Origin of the sequence: Mycobacterium sp. MAC_080597_8934 (assembly GCF_000523975.1) — a bacterium.
GTDB lineage: Bacteria > Actinomycetota > Actinomycetes > Mycobacteriales > Mycobacteriaceae > Mycobacterium > Mycobacterium avium.
In genome coordinates, this window is record NZ_JAOS01000031.1 from 167,519 (window position 1) to 186,136 (window position 18,618).

The 18,618-nt window shown below is 70.6% G+C and carries 12 protein-coding genes; 5 read left to right on the top strand and 7 right to left on the bottom strand.

The window, feature by feature from the left end:
* Positions 1-43 precede the first annotated feature (43 nt).
* On the bottom strand, positions 44-559 hold the full coding sequence (locus tag NF20_RS19175; RefSeq protein ID WP_003873585.1) for a nitroreductase family protein: 516 nt from the start codon (positions 557-559) through the stop codon (positions 44-46).
* Positions 560-821: 262 nt separating this feature from the next.
* Here NF20_RS19175 and NF20_RS19180 point away from each other — a divergent pair, with 262 nt between their 5' ends.
* From NF20_RS19180 to NF20_RS19200, 5 genes are read left to right on the top strand one after another with little or no spacing between them, the layout of a single operon-like run.
* The gene (locus NF20_RS19180; protein WP_003879399.1) at positions 822-1,688 is read left to right on the top strand and encodes a cyclopropane mycolic acid synthase family methyltransferase; all 867 of its coding nucleotides are present in this window, start codon (positions 822-824) and stop codon (positions 1,686-1,688) included.
* A gap of 39 nt (positions 1,689-1,727) precedes the next feature.
* Complete coding sequence (recC, locus tag NF20_RS19185; protein ID WP_033710803.1) at positions 1,728-5,018, top strand: exodeoxyribonuclease V subunit gamma; 3,291 nt, start codon at positions 1,728-1,730, stop codon at positions 5,016-5,018.
* A complete protein-coding gene (gene recB / locus NF20_RS19190) occupies positions 5,018-8,320 on the top strand; it encodes an exodeoxyribonuclease V subunit beta (protein ID WP_033710821.1) in 3,303 nt (1,100 codons plus the stop codon). Before recC ends, recB begins: the two co-directional genes overlap by 1 nt.
* Before the next feature lie 8 nt (positions 8,321-8,328).
* Positions 8,329-10,041, top strand: a complete 1,713-nt coding sequence (gene recD / locus NF20_RS19195; protein ID WP_033710820.1) for an exodeoxyribonuclease V subunit alpha — start codon at positions 8,329-8,331, stop codon at positions 10,039-10,041.
* An 8-nt stretch (positions 10,042-10,049) separates the two neighbouring features.
* Positions 10,050-10,742: a TVP38/TMEM64 family protein gene (locus tag NF20_RS19200; protein WP_033710819.1), complete on the top strand. Its 693-nt coding sequence runs from the start codon at positions 10,050-10,052 to the stop codon at positions 10,740-10,742.
* Between the two features lie 13 nt (positions 10,743-10,755).
* Here the strand turns inward: NF20_RS19200 and NF20_RS19205 are convergent, their stop codons facing one another.
* Genes NF20_RS19205 through NF20_RS19230 form a run of 6 tightly spaced genes read right to left on the bottom strand, consistent with a single transcriptional unit; the run spans position 10,756 to position 18,614 of the window.
* Positions 10,756-12,294, bottom strand: a complete 1,539-nt coding sequence (locus NF20_RS19205) for an MCE family protein (protein ID WP_033710802.1) — start codon at positions 12,292-12,294, stop codon at positions 10,756-10,758.
* Positions 12,295-12,297: 3 nt separating this feature from the next.
* Positions 12,298-13,437, bottom strand: coding sequence for a virulence factor Mce family protein (locus NF20_RS19210; protein WP_050593661.1), 1,140 nt, complete (start codon positions 13,435-13,437; stop codon positions 12,298-12,300).
* Positions 13,437-14,936 (bottom strand): virulence factor Mce family protein, encoded by a 1,500-nt coding sequence (locus tag NF20_RS19215; protein WP_033710799.1) that lies wholly within the window; start codon positions 14,934-14,936, stop codon positions 13,437-13,439. Before NF20_RS19215 ends, NF20_RS19210 begins: the two co-directional genes overlap by 1 nt.
* Complete coding sequence (locus NF20_RS19220) at positions 14,933-16,375, bottom strand: virulence factor Mce family protein (protein WP_033710798.1); 1,443 nt, start codon at positions 16,373-16,375, stop codon at positions 14,933-14,935. The genes NF20_RS19215 and NF20_RS19220 overlap by 4 nt, the downstream gene beginning before the upstream one ends.
* Positions 16,372-17,403, bottom strand: coding sequence for an MCE family protein (locus tag NF20_RS19225; protein WP_033710796.1), 1,032 nt, complete (start codon positions 17,401-17,403; stop codon positions 16,372-16,374). The genes NF20_RS19220 and NF20_RS19225 overlap by 4 nt, the downstream gene beginning before the upstream one ends.
* Positions 17,400-18,614: an MCE family protein gene (locus NF20_RS19230; protein ID WP_033710795.1), complete on the bottom strand. Its 1,215-nt coding sequence runs from the start codon at positions 18,612-18,614 to the stop codon at positions 17,400-17,402. The genes NF20_RS19225 and NF20_RS19230 overlap by 4 nt, the downstream gene beginning before the upstream one ends.
* Between the last annotated feature and the right edge of the window lie 4 nt (positions 18,615-18,618).

Here is an 18,618-nt window from a genome sequence, read left to right on the forward strand (position 1 = left end):
GCTTACGACTCGGCAAGGCGCCGAACGTTTTTCGGCTGCGCGCTCACCAACGGCCGCGGTGCACGACCTCGGTGAACGGCCGGCGGTTCGGCTTGCGGATCGGGGTGAGCGGGCGATCGGCGGGATAGCCCACCCCGAGCAGGAACGCCACCAGATGACCGTCGGGCACGCCGAGGATGGCGCGCGCCTTGTCCTGATCCCCCACCGACGAATGCCCGGTCCCGATGCCCAGGTCGGTGGCCGCGATCATCATCGCCATGGTGGCCTGGCCGACGTCGTAGTTGTCGGTGACCACCCGGCGCTCGTCGGGCGGCTCGGGCACCACGATCGCGATCGCCGCCGGCGCCCCGGCGATGTGGCCGGCGCCCCGCCACACCGTGGACAGCTCCTGCAGCTGGGTCCGGTCGGTGACGATGACGAAGTCCCACGGCTGCCGGTTCTTCGCCGACGGCGCGCGCCAGCCGGCCTCCACGATGCGGTCCAGATCCTCCCCGGCAATCGCCCGCGGCTGGTACTCCCGCACATTGCGTCGCGCACAGATCGCGTCCCAAGCTTCCATGAAGCGTCCTTCCAGTGACTGTTCTCCCTGCTCAACCCGCGTAGGATGGCGTGAATTCCCGGATGGCGATGGCGCGGTCGCCCGCCGTCCGGCGCGACAAACGTGGGTAGACGGGTGCGGGCGCAGCCAAACACCCTGGCCCACAAATCAACACGCATCGCCCGGTTAGACGATGTGGAACCGGGGAAGCCGAGGTGAACCGACTCACCGGCCCGTTCGTGACAACCCCAATGGCCCCGAGTCAGAAAGGCGAGTAGCCGCCGTGGCAGAGAATCTGACACCGCACTTCGAAGAGGTACAGGCCCACTACGACTTGTCCGACGACTTCTTCCGGCTGTTCCTCGACCCCACCATGACCTACAGCTGCGCCTATTGGGATCGCAACCGCGACATCTCGCTGGAGGAGGCGCAGCTACGCAAGATCGACCTGTCACTGGGCAAGCTGGGGCTGCGGCCCGGGATGACGCTGCTCGACGTGGGCTGCGGCTGGGGCGCCACCATGCGCCGCGCCGTCGAGAACTACGACGTCAACGTCATCGGCCTGACCCTGTCCCGGCACCAGGCCGCCCACGTGCAGCAGCTGCTCGACGCGATGGACACCCCGCGCAGCAGGCGGGTGCTGCTGCACGGCTGGGAGGAGTTCGACGAGCCGGTCGACCGGATCGTCTCCATCGGCGCGTTCGAGCATTTCGGCTACGACCGCTACGACGACTTCTTCGCGACCGCCTACCGGGTACTGCCCGACGACGGGGTGATGCTGCTGCACACCATCACCATGCTGACCCCGGAGCAGATCGTGGAGCGCGGCCTGCCGCTCACCGAGGAGCAGACCAGCTTCAACGAATTCATCGCCACCGAGATCTTCCCCGGCGGGCAGCTGCCGGCCATCGAGGTCGTGGAGTTCCACTCCTCGAAGATGGGGTTCACCCTCAAACGCCGGCAGTCCCTGCAGCTGCACTACGCCCGCACGCTCGACCACTGGGCCGATGCGTTGCGCGCGCACCACAGCGAGGCCGTCGCGATCCAGTCCGAAGAGGTCTACCAGCGCTACATGAGGTATCTGACCGGCTGCGCCGACGCGTTCCGGGCCGGCTACATCGACGTCAACCAGTTCACGCTGGCCAAGTAACCCCCGCCCGTCGGTGCCCGGGTTTATCGTGACAGCGCAATGCCGCTTCACCTGCACCGTGCCGAGCGCACCGATCTGCTGGCCGACGGTCTCGGCGCGCTGTTGGCCAATCCACCGGCCGACCCGTTCGCCCTCGAGCTCGTCGTGGTGCCCGCGCGCGGGGTGGAGCGCTGGCTGAGTCAACGGCTGTCGCATGTGCTGGGCCGCGCCCGCGACGGGGACGGGGTCTGCGCCGGCGTGCAATTCCGCAGTCCCGGCTCGCTGATCGCCGAGATCACCGGCACGGCCGAGGACGATCCCTGGTCGCCGGACGCTCTGGCCTGGCCGCTGCTGGAGGCGATCGACTGTTCGCTGGACGAGCCGTGGTGCCGCACGCTGGCGACGCACCTGGGCCACTTCCACACCGGCGCCGAGGCCGAGCTGCGCCGCACCCGCCGCTACGAGGCGGCGCGCCGGCTGGCCGGGCTGTTCGCCGGCTACGCCCGGCAACGGCCGCGGCTGCTGGTCGACTGGCTCGACGGCGACCCGGGCGATCTGGACGAGGACCTGCGCTGGCAACCGCCGCTGTGGCGGGCGCTGGTGGCCCGGGTGGCCGCCGATCCACCGCACGTTCGGCACGCCGAAACCATCGCCCGGCTGCGGCGGGCGCCCAGCGACCTGCCGCAGCGGCTGTCGCTGTTCGGGCACACCCGGTTGGCGTGCACCGACGTGGAGCTCCTGGACGCGCTGGCCACCCACCACGACCTGCACCTGTGGCTGCCGCACCCGAGCGACCGGTTGTGGCGCGCGCTGGCCGGCACGCACGGCGTGATCCCCCGGCGCGACGACACCAGCCACCGCGCCGTCGCCCACCCGCTGCTGGCCACGCTGGGACGGGATCTGCGCGAACTGCAGCGCGGCCTGCCGGCGGATCCGCGGACCGACGAGTACCTGGCCGGCGACGCCCGCCCCGACACGCTGCTGGGCTGGCTGCAGTCCGACATCGCCGCCAATGCCGTTCGCCCGGTTGGCCGCTCGCTGGCCGCCGGGGACCGCTCGGTGCAGATCCACAACTGCCACGGGCCGGCCCGCCAGGTCGACGTGCTGCGCGAGGTGCTGCTGGGCCTGCTCGCCGACGACCCGACGCTGCAGCCGCGCGACATCCTGGTGATGTGCCCCGACATCGAAAGCTACGCGCCGCTGATCATGGCCGACTTCGGCCTCGGCGACGTGGTGCACGGCGCGCACCCCGCCCACCAGCTGCGGGTGCGGCTGGCGGACCGTTCCCTGATCCAGACCAACCCGCTGCTCGGGGTGGCCGCGCAGCTGCTAGCCCTGGCCGGCGGCCGGGTGCGGGCCAGCGAGGTGCTCAACCTGGCCCAGACGCCGGCGGTGCGCGCCCGGTTCGGCTTCACCGACGACGATCTGGACACCATCACCGGATGGGTCCGCCAGGCCAACATCCGCTGGGGGCTGGACCGGCAGCATCGGCGGCCCTACCACGTCGACTTCGTGCACAACACCTGGCGTTTCGGCATCGACCGGATACTGGCCGGCGTCGCGATGTCCGACGACTCGAACGCGTGGATCGACGCGACGCTGCCGCTCGACGACGTCAGCAGCAATCGTGTCCAATTGGCCGGCCAGCTCGCGGAATTCGTCGCCCGGCTGCAGCACGTCCTGGACTCGCTCACCGGTGCCCGGCCGCTGACCGAATGGCTCACCGCCGTCGCCGACGGCATCGCCCTGCTGACCCGGGTGCGCGATGCCGACGAATGGCAGAGCGGTCAGCTGCAGCGCGAGTTCGCCGCGGTGTCCGCGCAGGCCGGATCCCGCGCCGACACCGTGCTGCGGCTGCCCGACGTCCGCGCGCTGCTGACCCGGCACCTGTCCGGACGCCCGACCCGCGCGAATTTCCGCACCGGCACGCTGACGGTGTGCACCATGGTGCCGATGCGTTCGGTACCGCACCGGGTGGTGTGCCTGGTCGGTCTGGACGACGGGCTGTTCCCGCGGCTCGGTGTCGTCGACGGTGACGACGCACTGTCGCGCTGCCCGATGACCGGGGAGCGCGACATCCGTTCCGAGGACCGGCAATTGCTGCTCGACGCGATCGGCGCGGCCACCGAGAAGCTGGTGATCACCTACACCGGCGCCAACGAGTATTCGGGTCAGCCGCGCCCGCCGGCGGTGCCGCTGGCCGAACTGCTGGACACCCTCGACATAACCACCGCCGAGCCGGTGCGCGACCGCATCGTCGTGCGACATCCGTTGCAGCCGTTCGACATTCGCAACGTCATCCCCGACGAGCTGGTGCCCGGGGTGCCGTTCAGTTTCGACCCCACCGTGCTGCGCGCGGCGCGCGCGGCCACCGGCGAACACTGCGAGCCACCGAAGTTCATCTCCGCGCCGCTGCCGCCCCCGCCGCCCGCTGACGTAATCCTGGCCGATTTGGTCGGCTTCTTCAAAGACCCGGTGCAGGGGTTCTTCCGGGCCCTGCAGTTCACGCTGCCCCACGACGTCGACGGAGTGCAGGACGCGATGCCGGTGGACATCGACGCCCTGCAGGAGTGGACGGTCGGCGATCGGATGCTGCGCGACATGCTGCGCGGGATGACCCCGGAGGACGCGCGGCAGGCCGAGTGGCGCCGCGGCACCCTGCCGCCGGGACAGCTGGGCTGGCGCAGGGTGACCGAGATCCGCGACCAGGCAGCCCGATTGGCGCGGGAGGCGCACCAGCACCGGGCCGAGCAGCCGGGCGGCGCCCACGACGTCGACATCGATCTGGGCCGCGGGCGCCGGCTCACCGGCACGGTGACCCCGGTCTACGGCAACCGCCTGGTCGCGGTGACCTATTCGCGGCTGGACGGCAGGCATCTGCTCGAGTCGTGGATTCCGTTGCTGGCGTTGGCCGCTCACGATCGCGGCCGCGACTGGTCGGCGGTGTGCATCGGGCGGATGCGCCGGGGCACCGGCATCCGGGTGCAGCGGCTCGGGTCGCCGGACGACGATCCCGTCGAGCTGCTGCACGAGCTGGTGAGCATTTACGACGCCGGGCGGCGCGAGCCGATTCCGTTGCCGCTCAAGACCTCCTACGCGTGGGCGGCCGCCCGCTACGGCGGCGACGACCCGGTGGCCGAGGCCCGCTACCGGTGGAAGTCCAGCGACCGCTACCCAGGGGAGGACCAGGCGCCGGCGCATGTGCGGGCCTGGGGACGCGGTGCGCCGCTGGACGACCTGATGCAGCCGGTACGCCCGGGCGAGGAGTGCGACGGCGAGGACAACCGGCTCGGCGCCTACGCGGCCCGGCTGTGGCTGCCGATGTTGCGGGCCGAGCGGACGACGGCGTGATGGAACGCTTCGACCTGTTGGGCGCATTGCCGGCCGCGCGCTCCACCACGGTGCTCGAGGCCAGCGCGGGCACCGGAAAGACGTTCGCGTTGGCCGGGCTGGTGACCCGCTATCTCGCCGACGGCGCCGCGACCCTGGACCAGATGTTGCTGATCACCTTCGGCCGGGCCGCCAGCCAGGAGCTGCGGGAACGGGTGCGCTGTCAAATCGTCGACGCGGTAGCCGCTTTCGCCGACCCGTCGCGGGCCGCCGACAACGAGCTGGTGGCCTACCTGCTGGACGGCACCGAGGACCGGCTCGCCGCGCGGCGGCAACGCCTGCGCGACGCGCTGGCCGGCTTCGACGCGGCGACGATCGCCACCACGCATCAGTTCTGCCAGCTGGTGTTGCGCTCGCTCGGGGTGGCCGGCGACACCGCCGCCGGGGTGACCTTGCTGGACAGCCTCGACGAGCTGGTGGCCGAGATCGTCGATGACCTGTATCTGGCGCATTTCGGGCAGGACCGCGACGACCCGGTGCTGCACTATCGGGAGGCGCTGCGGTTGGCCCGCGACGTGGTCAACAACCCGTCGGCGCAGCTGCGGCCGCTGCACCCCGAGCCCGGTTCGCGAGCGGCGGTCAGCCTGCGCTTCGCCAATGACGTTCTGGCCGAGCTGGATACGCGCAAACGCCGGCTCGGCGTGCTGGGCTACGACGATCTGCTGACCCGGCTGGCCGACGCGCTGGCCACCGAGCACTCCCCCGCCCGGCTGCGCATGCACCAGCGCTGGCCGATCGTCATGGTCGACGAGTTCCAGGACACCGACCCGGTGCAGTGGCAGGTGATCGACCGCGCGTTCAGCGGCCGTTCGACGCTGATTCTCATCGGCGACCCCAAGCAGGCGATCTACGCGTTTCGCGGCGGTGACATCGTCACCTACCTGCGGGCGGCCGAGACCGCGGGGCAGAAAAAGACGCTGGACACCAACTGGCGCAGCGATTCCGCGCTGCTGCAGCGGCTGCAGGTGGTGCTGCGCGGCGCGCAGCTCGGTGACCCCACGATCGTGGTGAACGACGTCGCGGCGCACCACCGGGGTCACCGGCTGTCCGGGGCACCGCGCAACGACCCGTTCCGGCTGCGGGTGGTGTCACGAAACACGTTGGGACGTCGCGGTATTGCCAATCTTCCCATCGACGAGCTGCGCCAGCACATCGGCGCCGATCTCGCAGCCGACATCCGTGCGCTGCTGGCCGCCGGCGCCACCTTCGACGGGGAACCGTTGCGGGCGGGCGACATCGCGGTCATCGTGGAACGGCACCGGGACGCCCAGGCCTGTTTCACCGCGCTGTGCGACGCCGGCGTTCCCGCCGTCTACACCGGCAACTCCGACGTGTTCACCTCGCAGGCGGCCGAGGATTGGCTGTGCCTGCTGGAGGCGTTCGATCAGCCGCACCGGCCCGGCGTGGTGCGCGCGGCGGCGGCGACGATGTTCTTCGGCGAGACCGCCGAGACGTTGGCGGCCGGCGGTGACGCGCTGACCGACCGGATCGCCCAGACCTTGCGGGAGTGGGCCGGTCACGCCCGCGAACGCGGCGTCGCCGCCATCTTCGAGGCCGCCCAGCTGCTGGGGATGGGCAATCGGGTGCTCGGCTGGCAGGGCGGGGCGCGGCACATGACGGACCTGGCGCATCTCACCCAGCTGCTGGGCGAGGTGGCCCACCGCGAACACCACAACCTGCCCGCGCTGCGCGACTGGCTGCGCCGGCAGCGCGACGAGCGAAGCGGCGCGCCGGAACGCAATCGCCGGTTGGACAGCGACGCCGCCGCCGTCCAGATCATGACCGTCTTCGTCAGCAAGGGGCTGCAGTACCCGATCGTGTACCTGCCGTTCGCCTTCCACCGCAACACCACCGACAGCGACGTGGTGCTGTTCCACGACGAGGACGGCACCCGCTGCCTCCACGTCGGCGGCAAGGACAGCCCCGACTTCAAAACCGTTGAGCGGCTTGGCCGTAAGGAGGACGCCAGCGACGACAGCCGGCTGACGTACGTCGCGTTGACCCGAGCGCAGGCCCAGGTGGTGGCGTGGTGGTCACCGGCCTACCACGAGCCCAACGGCGGCCTGTCCCGGCTGCTGCGGGGCCGCCGGCCCGGCGAGCCGGTGGTGCCGGACCGCTGCGAGCCGGCGAAGATCTCCGACGAGGATGCCCTGGCTCGGCTGCGCGAGTGGGAGGCGGCCGGCGGCCCGGTCATCGAGGAGGCGGTGCCGGCGCCGGCGCCGCCGCTGCCCGGTGTGCCGGTGCCGGCACGGCTGGAGAACCGCCACTTCCACCGCGGCATCGACACCGGTTGGCGGCGCACCTCCTATTCCGGCCTGATCCGGCAGGCCCAGCCCAGCGGGGTGGGCAGCGAACCCGAGGCCGCCGGGCTCGACGACGAGGTCGGCGACATTCTTCTGGCCCCGGCGACATCCGTCGGCGATGTTGCCTCGCCGATGGCGGACCTTCCGGCGGGCGCCACCTTCGGCACCCTGGTGCACGCCGTGCTGCAGACGGCCGACCCGTTCGCCCCCGACCTGGCCGCCGAGCTGACCGCCCGGATCCGGGAGCACTCGGTGTGGTGGCCGGTGGCCGCGACCCCCGAAGACATGGCCGCGGCGATGGTGCCGATGCACGACACACCGCTGGGCCCGCTGGCCGGCGGCCTGACGCTGCGCCGGATCGGGTTGTCGGATCGCCTGTGCGAGCTGGACTTCGAGCTGCCGCTGGCCGGCGGCGATCGGCGCTCGGCCCCGCCGGAGGTTCGGCTGGCCGATCTGGCGCCGCTGTTGCGCGCGCATCTGCCGGCCGACGATGTGCTGGCCTGCTACGCCGACCGGCTGGCGGACCGCTCCCTCGGCGCCGAACCGCTGCGCGGATATCTGACCGGCTCGATCGACGCCGTGCTGCGGATCCCGGACGGGGCGGGGCACCGCTACCTGGTGGTGGACTACAAGACCAACCGGCTCGGTGATGCGCAGCGCCCGCTGACCGCCGCCGATTACGACCGGCCCCGGATGGTGGAGGCGATGTTGCACTCGGATTATCCGCTGCAGGCGCTGCTGTACAGCGCTGTGCTGCACCGGTTTCTGCGCTGGCGGCTGGCCGGCTACGATCCGGACCGCCATCTCGGCGGCATCCTCTATTTGTTCGTGCGGGGCATGTGCGGCCCGGACACGCCGGTGCGCGACGGTCACCCGTCGGGTGTCTTCGGTTGGCGTCCGCCGTCGTCGTTGATCACGGCGCTGTCCGACCTGCTGGATGCCCAGGGGGTGGCGGTGTGACGGCGGACCTGTTGCCGGAGCGGGTGTTTGACGCCGGGTCGCTGAGCCCGTTCGCCGACGCCGGCATCTTCGAAGCGGCCGATATCCATGTGGCGCAACGGCTTACCGCGCTCACCGGCGAGTCCGACGATCGGGTGGCGCTGGCCGTCGCCCTGCTGGTGCGCGCGCTGCGGGGCGGTTCGGTGTGCGTCGATCTGCGGGCGGTGCCGGCGCAGGTCGGCGCGGCGGACCTGCCCTGGCCCGCCGCCGGCGATTGGCTGGCCGCGGTGCGGGCCAGCCCGCTGCTCGGGCCGCCGCCGGTGCTGCGATTCTTCGGCGATCTGCTCTACTTCGACCGGTACTGGCTGGAGGAAGAGCAGGTGTGCACCGATCTGCTGGCCCTGTCGGCGTCGGCGGGTGATGTCGAATCATCGTGCTATGAAAGGCTTTTCCCGCCCGGCTACGAAGAACAGCGGGCGGCAGCCCGGATCGCGGTGTCCCAGGCGCTGACCGTGCTGACCGGCGGGCCGGGCACCGGCAAGACCACCACGGTCGCGCGGCTGCTCGCCCTGCTGGTCGAGCAGGCCGAGCGCGCCGGTGAGCCCCGGCCGAGGATCGCGCTGGCCGCCCCGACCGGGAAGGCGGCCGCGCGGCTGGCCGAGGCGGTGGCCGCCGAGATCGAGCACCTTGACCCAGCCGACCGGGCGCGGCTGGCCGGGCTGGCCGGCACCACGCTGCACCGGCTGCTGGGGTCGCGTCCCGATACGTCGGTGCGGTTCAAGCACAATCGCGGCAACCGGCTGCCGCACGACATCATCGTGGTCGACGAGACGTCGATGGTGTCGCTGACCATGATGGCCCGGCTGGCCGAAGCCGTCCGGCCGGACACCCGGCTGATCCTGGTCGGCGATCCCGACCAGTTGGCCTCGGTGGAGGCGGGCGCCGTGCTGGCCGATCTGGTCGACGGGCTGGCCGGCCGCGCCGGGGTGCGGGTCGCCGCGCTGGCCACCCCGCACCGGTTCGGCACCGCGATCGGCGCGCTGGCCGCGGCGATCCGGGTGGGCGACGCCGACCGGGTGCTGGAGTTGTTGGCGGCCGGCGGGGAGCACATCGAGTGGGTGGATTCCGAGCGCCCGGCCGACCGGCTGCGCGAGGTGCTGGTGTCGCACGCGCTGCGGTTACGCTCGGCGGCGCTGCTGGGCGCGGCTCAGGCCGCGCTGGCCACGCTGGACGAACACCGGCTGCTGTGTGCGCACCGCGACGGGCCGCACGGGGCGGTGCGGTGGAACACGTTGGTGCACAACTGGATTGCCGAAGCAACCGGTCAGCCGGCCTGGTCGCAATGGTATGCCGGGCGTCCGCTGCTGGTGACGGCGAACGACTACGGGCTGCGCCTGTACAACGGCGACACCGGCGTGACGGTGGCCGGTGCGGACGGGCTGCGGGCCGTCATCGCCGGTGCGGCCGGCCCGCTGGACTTCGCCACCAGCCGGCTGGGCGAGGTGGAGACGATGCACGCCATGACCATCCACAAGAGTCAGGGCAGCCAGGCCGACGAGGTGACGGTGCTGATACCGCCGGAGGATTCGCGGCTGCTGACCCGGGAACTGTTCTACACGGCGGTGACCCGGGCCAAGACCCGGGTGCGGGTGGTGGGGCCCGAGGCGTCGGTGCGGGCCGCGATCGAGCGCCGGGCGATCCGGGCCACCGGGTTGCGGCAGCGGCTGCGGGCGGTCGGGTGACGGCCGGCATGGGCGACCAGGACGCCCCGGCATCGCGGCGGGCTCACATCCTGCGCCTCGCCGTGTTCGCCGGCTTTCTGGCCGTGGTGTTCTATCTGGTGGCGGTGGCGCGGGTGATCGACGTCGGCGAGATCCGGGCCGTGGTGTCGGCCACCGGCCCGGCCGCGCCGCTGACCTACGTGGTGGTCTCGGCGGCCGCCGGCGCGTTGTTCGTGCCGGGCTCGATACTGGCCGCGGGCAGTGGGTTGCTGTTCGGTCCGCTGCTGGGCGTCTTCGTGACGCTGGGCGCGACGGTGGGCACCGCGACCGCCGCGAGTTTCGTCGGGCGGCGGGCCGGCCGCGACAGCGCCCGGGCGCTGCTGGGCCCGGCGCGGGCCGACCGCGTCGACGCCCTGATCGGGCGCGGCGGCCTGTGGGCGGTCGTCGGGCAGCGCTTCGTGCCGGGCATCTCGGATGCGCTGGCCTCTTACGCCTTCGGGGCGTTCGGAGTTCCGTTGTGGCAGATGGCCGTTGGCGCGTTCATCGGTTCGGCCCCGCGCGCCTTCGCCTACACCGCGCTGGGCGCATCGATCGGGAATCGGTCCTCGCTGCTGGCCTATGCCGCGATCGCGGTGTGGTGCGTGAGCGCGATCGTCGGCGCGTTCGCCGCGCATCGCGGTTACCGACACTGGCGTGGCCGGCCCAGGGACGAGGGCCGCTGACCGACCGCCGTTGTCAGCGGGCCGGTCCCAGCATCGTCTTCCACCCCTCGTCGCCGATGGTGGCCGAATTGGCCACCGAATACACCACCCCGTCGGGGCCCACCACCGTGCCGCTGCGCACGTCGTAGAGCGCGCTGGGGGTGTACGTGCACGGGTTGGGCTGCTGCCCGTTGCACACCACGCTGCCCGATCCCGGCCGCTGCAGCGGGTCGCTGATCGGCGGTGGGGTGCCCGGCAGCCGGTCGGCGGGCAGCGGATTGAGGCCGTTGTCGACCGAGGGTGCGGGGATCACCAGGCCCGGCTTCACCGGTTGGTCACACCGCGCGCTCGGCGCGGGACAGGTCAGTATCTGGTCGGGGTCGCCGTACCAGGGGTTGGTGCCCTGCGGCACATAGGGTGCGGTGCTGCGGCACTCCCGCGGTGTGGCCGCCCGCTTGCCCGGCACGTCCACGCACGGGTAATTGCGGGCTCCCCGAACGACATTGGTGGCGTCCATCGGGATCTTGCAGTAGGTGCCGGCCGGCAGCGGCGCCGTGCTGGTGTCCGCCGGGGCGCGCCACTGCGATGCCGGCAGGAAACCGGTCAGGCAGGGCGGCGGCTGGTTGAGCGAGATGGCGCCGACGCCCAGTGCGGCCTGGCCCGGCGATTGCGCGGTCACCGACTGGGCGATCGCGCCGGACTGCGGCAGGAACACCAACGCCTGCTCGACGCCGTTGTGATAGCGCTTGAGCATGTCGATCACGACCTCGAGATTGGCCAGCGTCTGCGGCAACGACTCCCGCACGCCGCCGAACGTGGCCCGCACCTGCTCGGCCGTCGGCGCCGCGTTGGCCAGGATGCTGCGCAGCGCCGGATCCTGCCGCGCGGTCTGGGCGGCCAGCGTGTTCAGGTTGGCGGCCCAACGCCCAAGCGAGTCAGCGGAATCGGCCTGGCTGTCGATGATCGGCGCGGAGCGCTCGATGATGTCGTCGACGTCGTCGATGCTGCCCCGGAAGTCGTGGGCGATCGCCTGGGTGGCATCCACCAGGCGCCGCAGCGACGGCCCCAGGCCGCCGACCGCCTGGGAGGTTTCGTAGAGCAGCGAGGCGATCTTGTCCCGGGACAGCACCGCCAATCCGCGGTTGGCGGCGTCCAGCGCGGGACCGATCTGGCTGGGCACCGTGCTCTTGTGGATGGTCTGCCCGTCGGCCAGATACGGTTCCCGCCCGGCGGTCGAGACCAGGTCGACGTACTGCTCGCCCACCGCCGAGACCGAATGCACGTGGGCGGTCGCGTCGGCCGGGATCCGATACCCGTCCTCGATGCTCATCGTCGCCCGCGCGCCGCGCTGGGTCGGCTCGACGCCGGTGACCTTGCCGATGGTGATTCCCCGGTAGGTGACGTTGGCGGTCCGGTACAGGCCGCCGGATTGCGGCAATTCGGCGTACAGGGTGTAGCGGCCGATGCCGGCCAGGCTCGGGATCCGCAGGTAGTACCAGCCGAGGACGACCACCGCGGCCACCGCCACCGCCGTCAACAGCACCAGCTGAGTTTTGATCAGGCGGGGCAACATCTTTCATTCGCCCCTTTCCACCAGCGGTCCGCCGGGAGCGTCGTTGGGGTTGGGCGTGTAGCGGACGTCGGGGATCATCGTGGCGGGGTCGCGCCCCCAGGACTGCTCGAGCGCGCGCAGCGCGCCGGACAGGCCGGTGCCGGTGAGCATGGTGTTGTCGATGGTGGACAGCGTCAGGTCGAGCGCGGCCGAGACGTTGACGTAGTCGCCGCGGATCACCTGGGAGACGTCGTCGATGTTGAACGGGGCCGTCAGCCCCAGCTTCAGCGCGCCGGCCAGGAAGGGGGCGGCCGGGACGAGCTGGCGCAACGGCCGTTGCAGCGACAGCAGGCTGCGGTAGAGGTTGGCCCGGGCGTCGGTGAGCGCCCGATCGGCCGCGTCGCTGAATCGGCCCAGCGATTCGGTGGCGTCGGCGAAAAGTTCGCGGGTATCGGCGAAATGCCGGATCAGCGGCGGCAGCTCGGTCAGCACCCGGTCCAGGGTGTCCCTGCGGTTGGCGAACACGGTCAGCAGTTCGTTGCTCGAATCGATCGCCCGGGTGAGGTCGTCGCGTTGTCGGCTCAGCTCGGTGATGAAAGTGTCTAGCCGACCGAGGAATTCGCGGATCTGCCCGGCGTGCCCGTCCAGGATGTTGAGCACCTCGGTCTGAATGGCGTCGAGGTTGGCGATGCCGCCGCCGTTGAGGATCACCGCGACGCTGGCCAGCGTCCGTTCGACGGTGGGATAGGCCGACGAGTTCTGCAGCAAGATGGTGTCGCCGCTCTTCAATCGTTGCGCGGACGGGTTTTTCGGCGCGGCCAGCTCGACGTGCTGGGTGCCCAGCAGGCTGGTCTGGCCGATCTTCGCGGTGGCGTTGGCCGGCAGCCGCACGCCCGGATCGAGGTCCAGCCTCAGCGTGGCGACCCAATCCTTGAGCGTGATGGCGCGCACGGTGCCGACCCACACGTCGGCCACCCGGACCCGGCTGTTGGTGTTCAGCGCCAACGTGTCGGGCATCTGCACGTAGATCGTCATGTGGTCGCCGCCGGTGCCGCGGCCGACCGGCAGCGGCACGTCGGCGATGCCCCGCCAGGTGCACGACGTCAAGATCGCCGCCAGCGCGACCACCAGCGCGCGCCGCCCCGCGACGGCGATCCGGCGCATCACCGGCCCGGCCCCGGCGATGTGGGCCGCGAAAACCACGGCGGCGACGGCGGATTCGACTCGTCGTAGGCGTTCGGCGGCCCGGTGGCGGTGACCCCCGGCGGCGGCGGCGCGGCGTCCGGGCCCCCCATGAGCTCGGCCAGCGATTCGGGGGTGAGCATGCCGGCGGTGAACGGCTGGACGTCGGTGCCCTGCATTCCGGGCGCGACCACCCACCCCGGCTCGTGGTTGCCGTGGGAGAACGGGGTGTCGCGGGAGAAGATTCCCGGGACGGTGGTGTCTTTGTATCCGGGCGGCGGGCGCAGTCGCTCCTCGGAGTAGGCCACCTCCTTGGGCAGGGTGGCCGCCGAGTTGAACGGGTTCAGGCCGGCCGGTGGGTAATTGAACTTGATGGCGTCGAGGACCGGGGCCAGATACTGTGCGCACAGTTCGGCCGAGTCCTGGTAGCCCAGCCGGCTGCCGGCCTGAATGGCGCTGCACAGGAAGTGAATCGGGTTGGCGAAGTTGGGGAACACGAACAGGCCGACCAGCGAGCTGTGCGCCGGCTGGTAGAGGTTGTTGAAGTTGCCGGCGAAGGTGGGCAGCACGTGCAGCGCGGTTTCCAGGCCGTCGCGCGGCTCGGGCTGCAGGATCGTGGTGGTCACGTCGGCGAGGTTGCCGACGTCGTGGGTCAGTGCGGATCCGTTGTCGTTCACGAACTTTCGGGCCGCCTCTAGCACCTGGTCGAGGTGGGTGATGGTGTCGCTCACCTGGTGGTCGGATTGGGTGAACCAGTCGGTGAACTGGGCCAGGTTGTCGTTGAGTGCGACGAACTGTTGCTTGTGCTGGTACAGCGCGGTGACGAACCGGGCCAGGCTCTTGGTGATGGCGACGAAATCGCCGCGGCCCTCGTTGAGCGCGGTCAGCGCCTGCGACAGGCTGTTCAGGGTCTCGTTGACCTGTTTGCCCTTGCCGGACAGGTTGTCGGCGGCCGATTCGATGATGTCGCCGAACGGCCCCGCCGGCTGCTGGGGGGTGGGGCCGAGCTGGCGCAGGATGGCGTTGATGGAGTCCCGCAGTTGATCCCACTCGACGGGCACCCGGGTGCGTTCGATCGGGATGACCGCGCCGTCGCGCAGCACCGGCCCGCCGGTGTAGGGCGGCGACAGCTGGATGGTGCGCGAGGCCACCAGGCTGGGGTTGAGGATCGACGCGGTCGCGTTCGCCGGGATCCGGTATTTGTTGTTGTAGTGCAACGTGACTCGCATCTTGTCGCCGGCCGGCTCGATCTTGTCGATCGAACCCACCCGCACGCCCATGATCTGCACCCGGTCTCCGGGATACAGCGCCAGCGTCTCGGAGAAGTAGGCCACGACGGTGGTCGTGGTGAGCTTGCGGTACAGCTGGACGCCGGCGACGGCCGCGATGAAGACGAAGACCGCCGCCAGCGCCGCGATCACCAGCATCCGGGCGGACACCTTGGGCAGCCGCAGGTTTCGGATGTCGAAGATGGTGCTCATCGGGTGCTCCCCCCTGTCGCGTCGGGTGGGTTCTCGGTGCGCGCCCCCGGTGGGGCGTGCGCCGGCAGCGGCACCGGGGTGCCGGGGACGTCGGGCGGGGCCTCACCCGGGCGTCCCGCGCTCGGCACCCCGTGCGACGGCGGCGGCCCGTCCGGCGCCGGCTGCGACGTCTCGACATCCAGCGGGGCCGGGAAGCCGTCGGGGACCGGGCCGAACGGCCCCTGACCGGAAAGGGCGCACGGCAACGGGTTTCCCGGCCGCGGCGGGCTGTCGGCGGCCGGCGTGTACGAACAGGGCGACCCGGGTGGGACGGCCGGCCCGGGATGGTCCGGGGTGCCCTCGGCCACCGGCGGGGCCGGCGGTGGCGCGCCGTTGGGCAACCGGGTGCCGTTGGGGTCGGGCCAGCGGAACGCCGGCAGCCCGGCGCTGCGCCAGAAGTTCTCCGGGTCGATGCCCCGTTTCTTGAACGCCGCGTCGACCCACGGCTGAAGTACTTGGTAGGGAAGCAGATTCGCCACGATCGCCTTGAAGAACGGGCCGGAGGCGACGGCTTCGGTCAGGGATGCGGTGTACCTGCTGACCAGCACGAGCACATCGGAGAGTTCCTTCTTGCGCTTGACCAGCTCGTCGCTGACGGTGCCCAGCTGCCGCAGGACCCGGTGCGCATCGGGGTTTTCCTTGATGAATCCCGACACCTGGGTGGACACCGCCGACACGTTGCTCAGCAGGGCGCTCAGCGCCTGGCTGCGCTGCCGGAACGCGGCGAGCAGGGTTTTGGCGTTGACCAGCAGGGCGTCGACCTGCCCGCTGCGGTCGCCGAGCACGCGGGTGATCTTGTCGGCGTTGGTCAGCAGTTGTTTGATCTGTTCGTCCCGGTTGCCGATGGTGCCGGAGAATCTGGCCACCCCGTCGAGGGCGGCCTTCAGGTGCGGCGCGGTCTGATCGAAGGTCTCCGACAACACGTTCAACGACCGCTTGACGACGTCGATGTTCCAGTCCGTGGCCGCCTTGGTGACGTCGACGAACGCGTCGTAGATCTGGTAGGGCGTGGTGGTCTGCCCGGACGGGATTATCCCGTTGGGCGGCAACGGATCCGCGCCGCGCGGCTGGATGGCCATGTTCTTGCGTCCCAGGAAGGTGTCGGTGCGGATCGCCGCCCGGCTCTGCGCGCCGATCGTCTTGCCGGGCATCGAGAAGCCGACCAGCACCCGGTCGCCGCGGATCACCAGCGAACTCACCAGTCCCACGTTCACCCCGGCGATCTGCACCTTGTCGCCGACGTTGATACCGCCGGCGTCGGTGAATTGCGCGTAGTAGGTCGGCGTGGCGAACAGCATCGGCACGCTGGTGAAGCTTTGTCCCACACCGACAACCAGCACCGTCACCAGCGCGCCCATCAGGCCGACCCGGGTGCGGTTGAACTCGGTCAGCGTCCTCATTGCGGCGTGCACCTCCCGGTCGGCTGTCCGAAGAGCTTGATGGTGCGCACCGGACCGCCGGGCTGTAATCCGTTGACTTTGATCGAGATGTCACACAGGTAGAAGTTGTAGAAGTCGCCGTAGATGCCGCCGGCGCGGCCGATGACGCGGAACGCGCCCGGCAGTTTCTCCAGCACGTTGTCGACGGTGGGCAGGTCGTTGATGAGCGCTTGCTGGATGCCCTCGAGGTGTCCGAGGGTGCCGTGCAGCGACGGCCGGTCCTCGCCGAGCAGCCCGGCCACGGTTGCAGCCGCGTCGCTGATGTGTGCCGCGGCCGCGGCCAGCGGGTCGGCCCGGTTCTTCAATCCGGTGATCAGCAGTTCCAACTTGTCGACCGTTCGGTCGAACTCCTTCTCGTGCTTGACGGTGGTGGCGAGCACGGTGTTCAGGTTGTTGATCACCTCGCCGATCGCCTTGTCGCGGTCGGCCAGCGCGGCGGTCAGCGCCGCGGTCTGGTCGAGGATGTCGGCGATGGTGGCGCCCTGTCCCTGGAACACGGTGATGATGGACTGGGCGATGCTGTTGACCTTGTTCGGGTCCAAGGCCTGGAACAGCGGCCGGAATCCGCCGATCAGCGCGTCGAGATCCAACGCCGGCTGGGTGTGCTCGACGGGGATGCGGCCGCCCGGGGGCAGCCGGCGGCCGCTGGTGCCGCGCTTGAGTTCCAGATAGCGGTCGCCGATCAGGTTGAGGTAGCGGATCGACGCGGTGGTGCCCTGGTCCAGTGCCAGTGAGCGGTCCACGTTGAACTCCACCAACACCCGGCTGTCCTTGTCGGAAAGCGTCACGGCGGCGACCTTGCCCACCTCCACCCCGGAGGCGCGCACGAATTGCCCGGCCCGTAACCCGCCGGCGTCGGTGAACACCGCGGAGTAGCCGGTGGTCCGATCGAATCGGACCTGGCCGAACACGACGATGATCATCACTGTGAACATCGCCAGCACGGACCAGAAGACGACGAGTTTGACTGCGGTACCGGTGATTCTCATGGGTTGATCGTGTTCTCCCCGTACTGGCGGCCCCAGACGAATTCGGTGGCCAGCGGCTGACCGATCTCGAGGTGGTTGTAAGGAGCCAGGCTGGCGCCGGTGTCCATCACCAGATACGGCGCGGGCCACAGGTCCCGGGTGATCTTCTGCCAGCAGCCGGGCCGCCCGCCCGGGCCGCCGTGCGCGTTCACCCGCGGCAGGTTGTCCGGGTACACATAGGGATTCGGCGCGCCGACGATCGATCCGGCCGCCGCCAGCGAATAGCCGTTGCCGCCGGCCGCTTTGGCGACCTCAGGGGCGGCGTCGTGGAAATTGCGGATCATGCAGAACAGTTCGGGGCTGTAGGTGTCGAGCAGCTCGGCGGTGGGCACCAGGTCCGCCGCCCCGCGCGCCAGATACGGTCCGCCGCGGGCGAAGATGTCCTCGCCCGCATGGCCCACGCCGACGGCCGCCAGCAGCGCGGCGTCCAGGTCGCCCTGTTGCCGGGTCAGCGTCCGCGCGGTGGTCACCGCGTTGGACAGGAAGTCCAACAGGTCGGGTGCGGCCTTGGTGTACACGCCGGCCAGGTCAGCCAGGCGGCGCACGTCGTAGCGGATCTGCGGCATTCGCGGATTCAGCCGGGCCAGAATCTGATTGCCGTTGACGATGGATTCGCCGAACTTGCCGCCCAGCCCGTCCAGCGCCTGCGCCAGCGCGGACAGCGTGGCATTGAGCTCTACCGGGCTCACCTTCTCCGCGATCGAGGTGACCGTCTCGAACAGGGTGTTGAATTCGGTGGTCACCGACCGCGCGTCGATCACGTCGCGGGGCGAGATCGGCTGCCGCGACGGGTTTTCCGGGGCGCTCAACGACACGTACTTGTTGCCGAACAGCGTGGCCGCCTCGATGGTGGCCACCACGTTCGCCGGAATCAGGTTGACATAGCGCGGATCGACGTCCAGCACCAGTTTGGCGGCGGGGGCGCCGTCGCGCTCGATCTCCGAGATGTCGGCCACCCGGCCGATCGCGACGCCGTTGTAGGTGACCTTGGATCCCGTCTCCATCACCAGGCCGGCCCGGGTGGCGACCATGGTGAGCTTGGTCTTGGGGGTGAAGTCCCCGCGAAATTGCAGGTATACCAAGGTCAGAACCAGCGCGCAGGCCAGCAGCAGGAGCACCCCCTCGACGTACACCCAGGCGCGTCGGCCCCGCTGCGGCACCGGTGTGGTCATCGCG

Bases quoted from the DNA above. Each gene is read 5' to 3' on its own strand.
- NF20_RS19215 (WP_033710799.1), bottom strand. From the start codon at position 14,936: ATGAGCACCATCTTCGACATCCGAAACCTGCGGCTGCCCAAGGTGTCC.
- NF20_RS19230 (WP_033710795.1), bottom strand. From the start codon at position 18,614: ATGACCACACCGGTGCCGCAGCGGGGCCGACGCGCCTGGGTGTACGTC.
- NF20_RS19220 (WP_033710798.1), bottom strand. From the start codon at position 16,375: ATGAGGACGCTGACCGAGTTCAACCGCACCCGGGTCGGCCTGATGGGC.
- NF20_RS19175 (WP_003873585.1), bottom strand. From the start codon at position 559: ATGGAAGCTTGGGACGCGATCTGTGCGCGACGCAATGTGCGGGAGTAC.
- NF20_RS19205 (WP_033710802.1), bottom strand. From the start codon at position 12,294: ATGTTGCCCCGCCTGATCAAAACTCAGCTGGTGCTGTTGACGGCGGTG.
- NF20_RS19200 (WP_033710819.1), top strand. From the start codon at position 10,050: ATGGGCGACCAGGACGCCCCGGCATCGCGGCGGGCTCACATCCTGCGC.
- NF20_RS19225 (WP_033710796.1), bottom strand. From the start codon at position 17,403: ATGAGAATCACCGGTACCGCAGTCAAACTCGTCGTCTTCTGGTCCGTG.
- recC (WP_033710803.1), top strand. From the start codon at position 1,728: ATGCCGCTTCACCTGCACCGTGCCGAGCGCACCGATCTGCTGGCCGAC.
- recB (WP_033710821.1), top strand. From the start codon at position 5,018: ATGGAACGCTTCGACCTGTTGGGCGCATTGCCGGCCGCGCGCTCCACC.
- NF20_RS19210 (WP_050593661.1), bottom strand. From the start codon at position 13,437: ATGCGCCGGATCGCCGTCGCGGGGCGGCGCGCGCTGGTGGTCGCGCTG.